Source organism: Rhodomicrobium udaipurense JA643, from assembly GCF_000636015.1.
GTDB classification, from domain to species: domain Bacteria; phylum Pseudomonadota; class Alphaproteobacteria; order Rhizobiales; family Rhodomicrobiaceae; genus Rhodomicrobium; species Rhodomicrobium udaipurense.
On sequence record NZ_JFZJ01000163.1, the window covers coordinates 1 to 6,472 of the forward strand.

At 60.3% G+C, this 6,472-nt stretch carries 9 protein-coding genes; 2 read left to right on the plus strand and 7 right to left on the minus strand.

The genetic code is table 11. The annotated features are described in order from the left end of the window. Positions 1–26 precede the first annotated feature (26 nt). Entirely contained in the window at positions 27–146 is a 120-nt protein-coding gene (locus tag T281_RS15785) for a MarC family protein (RefSeq protein WP_276324648.1), read from the plus strand. A 40-nt stretch (positions 147–186) separates the two neighbouring features. On the opposite strand, the gene T281_RS19355 is transcribed toward T281_RS15785, so the two are convergent. The 7 genes from T281_RS19355 to T281_RS15820 all read right to left on the minus strand — a co-directional run bounded on the left by T281_RS19355 (position 187) and on the right by T281_RS15820 (position 4,654). After that, on the minus strand, positions 187–381 hold the full coding sequence (locus tag T281_RS19355; protein WP_037241648.1) for a hypothetical protein: 195 nt from the start codon (positions 379–381) through the stop codon (positions 187–189). A 46-nt stretch (positions 382–427) separates the two neighbouring features. Next, positions 428–655, minus strand: coding sequence for a sulfurtransferase TusA family protein (locus tag T281_RS15795; RefSeq protein WP_013418289.1), 228 nt, complete (start codon positions 653–655; stop codon positions 428–430). A 46-nt stretch (positions 656–701) separates the two neighbouring features. Beyond that, on the minus strand, positions 702–1,220 hold the full coding sequence (dsrE2, locus tag T281_RS15800) for a sulfur carrier protein DsrE2 (RefSeq protein ID WP_052037585.1): 519 nt from the start codon (positions 1,218–1,220) through the stop codon (positions 702–704). A gap of 106 nt (positions 1,221–1,326) precedes the next feature. Continuing rightward, a complete protein-coding gene (locus T281_RS15805; RefSeq protein WP_037241654.1) occupies positions 1,327–2,604 on the minus strand; it encodes an NAD(P)/FAD-dependent oxidoreductase in 1,278 nt (425 codons plus the stop codon). Positions 2,605–2,756: 152 nt separating this feature from the next. Continuing rightward, positions 2,757–4,208, minus strand: coding sequence for a siroheme synthase CysG (cysG, locus tag T281_RS15810; RefSeq protein WP_037241670.1), 1,452 nt, complete (start codon positions 4,206–4,208; stop codon positions 2,757–2,759). A 3-nt stretch (positions 4,209–4,211) separates the two neighbouring features. Next, on the minus strand, positions 4,212–4,439 hold the full coding sequence (locus T281_RS15815) for a DUF6967 family protein (protein WP_037241673.1): 228 nt from the start codon (positions 4,437–4,439) through the stop codon (positions 4,212–4,214). Between the two features lie 14 nt (positions 4,440–4,453). After that, complete coding sequence (locus T281_RS15820; RefSeq protein WP_037241680.1) at positions 4,454–4,654, minus strand: hypothetical protein; 201 nt, start codon at positions 4,652–4,654, stop codon at positions 4,454–4,456. A gap of 304 nt (positions 4,655–4,958) precedes the next feature. On the opposite strand from T281_RS15820, the gene dsrA reads away from it, so the two are divergent. Continuing rightward, positions 4,959–6,254 (plus strand): dissimilatory-type sulfite reductase subunit alpha, encoded by a 1,296-nt coding sequence (dsrA, locus tag T281_RS15825; RefSeq protein WP_037241676.1) that lies wholly within the window; start codon positions 4,959–4,961, stop codon positions 6,252–6,254. Positions 6,255–6,472 lie beyond the last annotated feature (218 nt).

The window sequence follows — 6,472 nt, forward strand, 5'->3', positions numbered from 1 at the left end:
TAGCGGCGCAGGAAATTCGCGAATGGATCGGCCTGACGGCGCAGAAGGTCGTGACTCGCCTGCTCGGCATTCTGCTCGCCGCGATCGCGGTCCAGTCCATCTTCAACGGAATTTCCGGGACGGGGCTCTTCCTGCGGAAGCTCTGATGGCGCGCACGGCGGCGCTACGCCGCTTCGTGCAAATGCTCTAAACGGGTTTCACGAACAGCGCGACGGTCAGCGCAAGTCCGATGCAGACGATGGCGATGCGCAGCAGCGTCTCGTTCACACGGTGCAGCCCACGCGCCCAGAAGGCCGCCGCGCGAACGGCCAAGGGCCTGATCTTCAGCCCCCTTTTTGCGCCGACGACTGGATTTACGGGCAGCGGCGGTGTATGGCCCACCGCTCGCCTCGGGCAAGGTCAGCTGAAAAAGGCGATGGACCGGCGCCTAGGCCGTGTGCTTGATCAGGAAACGGAACACGTCGCCATCCTTCGTCGACTCCATAAGCTCGTTTCCGGTTGTCCTGCAGAAGGAAGCCATATCGGCGACGGAGCCGGGATCGGTGGCGAGCACCTCCAGCGTGCCGCCCGCCGGAACTTCGTTCAGCATTTTTTTCGTTCTCAAGATCGGCAGCGGGCAGTTGAGACCTTTCGCGTCGAGCGTCTTGTCGGCCATGATTCCTCCGTTGGAAAGCAATGCGGGTCGATTTTGTTTTTCGGTGCTAGACGAACAGGTTCACGTCGGATTTCAGCGCTTGCTCCAGGTATGTCGCCGCGCCGCCGAGCGTCATTCCTTCGATCATGTCCTCTTTCTTGTACTCGAAGAGGTCCATTGTCATCTGGCAGGCGATCATCTTGACCTCGGCTTCGAGAGCCATGTCGCGCAGTTCGTCGATGGAGGCGACGCCCTTCTTCTTGATCATGTCCTTCATCATGCCCGTTGCGCCCGAGTCCACGCCCGGGATCGTCGCGACCCAGTTCGGCATCGCCATATGCATGCCCATCATCGGCATTTTCATCGCTGGATTGCCCAAGGGCGAGATCTTCAGATCAAGCTTCTTCAACAGCAGCGGAAGGCCGTAAAACGTGAAGAACATCGTGGTGTTGACGCCCATCGCCGCCGCCGTGGTCGCGAGAATGAACGGCGGATAAGCCCAATCAAGCGTGCCTTTGGTGACGATGATCGTCATCGACTTCTGATTAGGTGCACCGTTAGTGACGGTACCGTTCCCTTCGGTCATGCCGACTTATCTCCTCGGATTGAAGTACATATTCGAATATCTCTATTTGACAAAGCGAAGTCAACCGCTGAGCGTCTTTCTCGTCGGTTGACTTGCTCCCGGTCAATCAGGTGACGCGCTTCAGCTTGCCGATGCCCAACGCTTGCAGGGCCGCCTTCTCGTAAAAGGGTTCGCTCTCGCCGCGACGCATCTTGCGCAGGAAGTAGGTTTCGAACGCGATTTTTGCCCGGTGCACCAGCCTGCCGGAGTAGGACCAGTTCACATTGCGCGGCGGGATCTGCGGCTGCGCGACGAAGGCCACGCCCGAATCGCCGAAATCGGCGAGACAGACAGCGTTCCACGTCGCCTCATGCAGCGCCGACTTGCCGCGAAGCAACTCGCCGATATTGAGCGCGGTTGCCGTTACCATGGACTCGATCATGAAGCCGGTCTTTGGAACGCCGCAGGGTACCGGCGTCGGTGCTATCGGCGGAATCGCAACACAAACGCCGACCGAGAAAATATTGCGGAAGGTCGGGTTCCGCTGGGTCTTGTCGATCAGGATGAAACCGCGCGGGTTCACCAGACCCTCGACGCCGCGCACGGCCTCTATGCCGCGAAAAGCGGGAAGCATCATCGAGTATGCGAACGGCAGTTCATGGACCTTCTTGAGCGCACCTTCCTCGGTAAGCTCTTCGACGGTCATCTTGCCCGGCTCGACCTTCTGAACACGCGCGTTGGTGATCCACTTGATGTGATGATCGCGCATTTCGCCTTCGAGAATGCCCTTGGTGTTGCCCACGCCGTCGAGGCCGAGATGTCCGATGTACGGCTCCGAGGTCACAAAGGTCATGGGGACGCGATCGCGGATCTTCAGTCTCCGCAGTTCAGTCTCCAGAATGAACGTGTATTCGTAGGCTGGGCCGTAACAGGATGCGCCTTGCACCGCCCCGACGACGATGGGGCCGGGGTTCTGGCAGAACTGCTTGAAGGCTTCGGAAGCGGCTTGCGCGTGGTCAACGTGACAGATCGAGTGCGTATGCCCGGTTGGGCCGAGCCCTTCAATCTCGTCGAAGGCAAGCTCTGGGCCGGTCGAAATGATCAGAAAATCGTAAGTAACGCTCCTGCCGTCTTCCAGCTCCACGCAGTTGTCGGCGGGATGGACCCGTTTGGCCGCGACAGGGATGAAGTTGATCTTTCGCTTCGCGAATGTCCGGGTGAGATCGATTTCCACATCATCGCGGCTCCGCCAATTCACGGCCACCCAAGGGTTGGACGGGACGAAATGGTATTTCGGCTCCTTGGTGATGACGGTGAGTTTGTCGCCCCTGCGCAAACGGTCGCGCATTTCATAGGCCATGATGACGCCGCCGAGCCCGGCGCCCAGCACGACGATGTGTGCCATTTGGATCCTTTGTCGTTTCCCTTGAGTCGCTTGTTCACGTGCTCTATTTTTGAACACTTGGTAATATTCATAGATGATGATCTAAAAGAGTGACTTTGGAAAGACCGCAAATTGGCTATGTCCAAAATTCGGGCTAACTGTCAGAGTCCTTGTCAAACTGGCGATTGAATGGAGGAAAGCCCCGCTTCGTTCGCAAATGAGCCAGCGGCGCCCGGGGCAGTTTCCGAGGCAAGCTTGTCGCGCAAGGTGACGACTGTGCCGAGGATGATGATAGCGGGGCCTTGCAGTTCAGACTGCGCGGCCAGACCGGCGATCGTTTCGACGGTCCCGGTGACGACCCTCTGGTTGGGCCGCGTTCCGTTATCGACGATAGCGACGGGGAGTTTTGGATCGCCCCCTTTCGCCACGAACTCCTTCATCAAGCTGTCCAGCTTTCCCAACCCCATGAAAATGACAACGGTCTGCCTTGGTTGGACGAGCGCGCTCCAATCGAGGCTGAGGCCGTCACCCTTTGAATGGCCCGTGAGGAAAACGCACGCCTGGGCGTGATCGCGATGGGTCAGCGGTATTCCGGCATAGGCCGCGCAGCCGGTAGCAGCGGTTACGCCCGGCACGACCTGAACCGGGATGCCCGCCGCCGCCAGCACCTCGACTTCTTCGCCGCCCCGCCCGAACATGAAGGGGTCTCCGCCTTTCAGGCGCAGCACGTGCTTACCCTGTCTGGCAAAGTCTATGAGCCGGGCCGTGATCTCTTCCTGAGGAATGATGTGATCGTCGGGAAGCTTGCCGACATAAATGTGCTCGGCTTCCCGGCGCACGAGATTGAGGATGCCGTGAGGCAGAAGGCGGTCATACAGCACGACATCGGCGCGTTGCATGAGACGAAGCGCACGAAAGGTGAGGAGGTCGGGGTCGCCGGGTCCGGCACCCACGATGTAGACCTCGCCGAGTTGCTGACTTGCTGCGCCATCGGCGGCATTCGCCAGTGCGCGCTCAAGCTCGACCCGGGCCTCGGCCTCGTGACCGGCGAGAAACCGATCGGCCACGCGGCCTTCGAGCACGCGCTCCCAGAAGCGGCGGCGCTCGGCGGGCTCCTTGAGGGCCGCGCCAAGCTTGTCCCGGTAAGCGCCCACGAGCGAGACAAGGCGGCCATAGGCGGAGGGGATCACGCTTTCGAGCCGCGCCCGGATCATGCGGGCAAAAACGGGCGAAGCGCCGCCGGTCGAGATGGCAATCACCAGAGGGTCGCGGTCAACGACCGACGGCATTATGAAATCGCACTGGTCCGGCGCGTCCGCGACATTGATGGGAACTCCGGCTTGTCTGGCGAGCCGGCTAGCCTCGCGGTCCGCTTCCGCGTCGCCAGTTGCGGAAAACATCAGGACGCAGTTCTGGATGTCGGAAAGCGTAGGCGCGCGAGCGACATGCCTGAAGCCGTCATGCAAACTGATCGCGCAAAAATCGTCGCTCAGGGTTTCACTATAGACGCTGACGCGCGCGCCCGCCCTCAGCGCCAGTTCTGCGCGGCGCGCGGCGACGGTGCCACCTCCGGCCACTGCGACGGGTTTACCCTTGATCTGAAAGAAAATTGGAAGTTGTTCCACGGCCTAAGCTTTCTCTTCTGAGCTTGTCACCCGCGCGACCCATTGCGTCATGGCATTTCCCCAACTAAGGGCAGTCGCCGGGTCGATATCGAGAACTGTGATCCGCATCCCTTCGCGGATGGTCACGCGCAGCAGACGCATGCCGCTTTCAAAGCGCACGTCGTCGAGGCGCACCTCGCGTCCATAAGGGGCGGCGAGCGTTTCGAGCCGTTCTTTCGTTTCCCCGGTCATCGCCTGTGTCCGTCCTATCTGCCGCTGCCGATGATCGACAAGAACGCCGCTTCCAGCCGGTCCTGCCAGTTGCGCGGGGTGTCCGGGTATTCCGGCTTGAGATCGAAGGCGAGGTGGATCGTGCCTTGCCGCGCCGCCTCCTGCACAAGGCTCTCAAGCTCCTTGAAAGAGTTGATCTCGGGATGCGCGATGATGATGTCGCTGATCTGGATCATGCTTTTCTCGCTCATTTCGTCGAAAGCCAATCTCGTGGTTGAAGCGCATGCGGGAAAGGTGGCGTCCGTCCCAAGCCGTCTGCGTTCATGATTCTTGTGGTTCGGGCCGTCACGTTCGCCTCATCAATTGCTCGACGAACGTATCATCGTATTCACAGATATGAATGATTGCCATCCCATGCTTAAGTATGCTAGCGTTATTAAAATTCGCCGATTACAGGCGTTCTTAGAATAATAAAACAATCGACTGGCTGTGCGGGCAATATCATTCCGCATGACCGGATCGGTTGAACAGGGAGGCACCATGACGAGCGACGAGACGCGGGAACCCGCGTCAACCCTTCCGCATGCGACGCCGCTTCTCGACGAGCTGGAGTCCGGGCCTTGGCCGAGTTTCGTGACGGGTCTCAAGAGGCTCCGCGACGCTGAGGACAAGCCGTTCGCGCTGATGATGAATGATCTGCTCGGCCAGCTCGAACACTCCTACGAAGAGCGCAAGGGCTTCTGGAAGGGCGGCACCGTCTCGGTCTTCGGCTATGGCGGCGGCGTCATTCCTCGCTTCTCGGAAGTCGCGGACCAGTTCCCCGCCTCAAAGGAGTTTCACACGCTCCGCATCCAGCCCCCGGCGGGCTATCACTACACGACCGAACTGCTTCGCCAGATGTGCGACGTCTGGGAGAAGCACGGTTCCGGCCTCATCGCTTTCCACGGGCAGAGCGGGGACATCATGTTCCAGGGCTGCTCGACCGAGAACACGCAGAAGGCTTTCGACGAGTTCAACGAAATGGGCCTCGATCTCGGCGGCGCTGGCCCCGCGCTCAGAACCTCCATGAGCTGCGTGGGTCACGCGCGCTGCGAAAAATCCTGCTACGACGAGGTCAAGGCGCATCGCACGGTCATCAATTCCTTCCTCGACGAGATGCACCGGCCCGCACTTCCCTACAAGTTCAAGTTCAAGTTCTCCGGCTGCCCGAACGATTGCGTGAATGCGATCCACCGCTCCGATTTTGCCGTGCTCGGGACGTGGCGCGACGCCATGAAGGTGAACCAGGACGAGGTGAAGGTCTACGTCGCCGACCACGGCCGCAAATATACCATCGACAGCGTCATCGCCATGTGTCCCACGCGGGCGTTGAGCCTGAACGACGACGACACGCTCGACGTCGACAACAAGTCCTGCGTGCGCTGCATGCATTGCATGAACGTGATGCAGAAGGCGCTTCATCCGGGCGACGACCGCGGCGTCTCGATCCTCCTGGGCGGCAAGCGCTCGCTCAAGGTCGGGGATCTGATGGGCACAATGGTCATCCCGTTCATGAAACTGGAGACCGACGAGGAATTCGACGCGCTGGTCGAGTTCGCGCGCAAACTGATCGACTTCTTCGCGGAAAACGCGCTGGAACACGAGCGCATCGGCGAGTGCATGGACCGCATCGGACTTCCGGCGTTCCTGGAGGCCATTGGCGTCGAGCCGGACCCGAACATGGTCAATCATCCGCGCACCTCGTCTTACGTGCGGACCGACGACTTCACCGCCGAAGCCGAAAAGTATTTCGAACGCAAGGCGAGAGAAGCCGGTTTGACCGTCGCAGGCGATTAGGCGGAAGCCGCGCTCGCAGCGTCACGCGAGCGCCCCGCTTCCCTCAGGCCCAATTTGATAATCGCGGAGACTTCCTGGATGAACGCCCCTGCCCAACCCCGCCGCCCCATCGAATCCGGCGTACCGGACCCGTTTCCCTTCATGCATCCCGTGATGAAGAAGAACTACGGCAACTGGGATTGGCACGACCGCCCGCGCCCTGGCGTGCTGCGCCACGT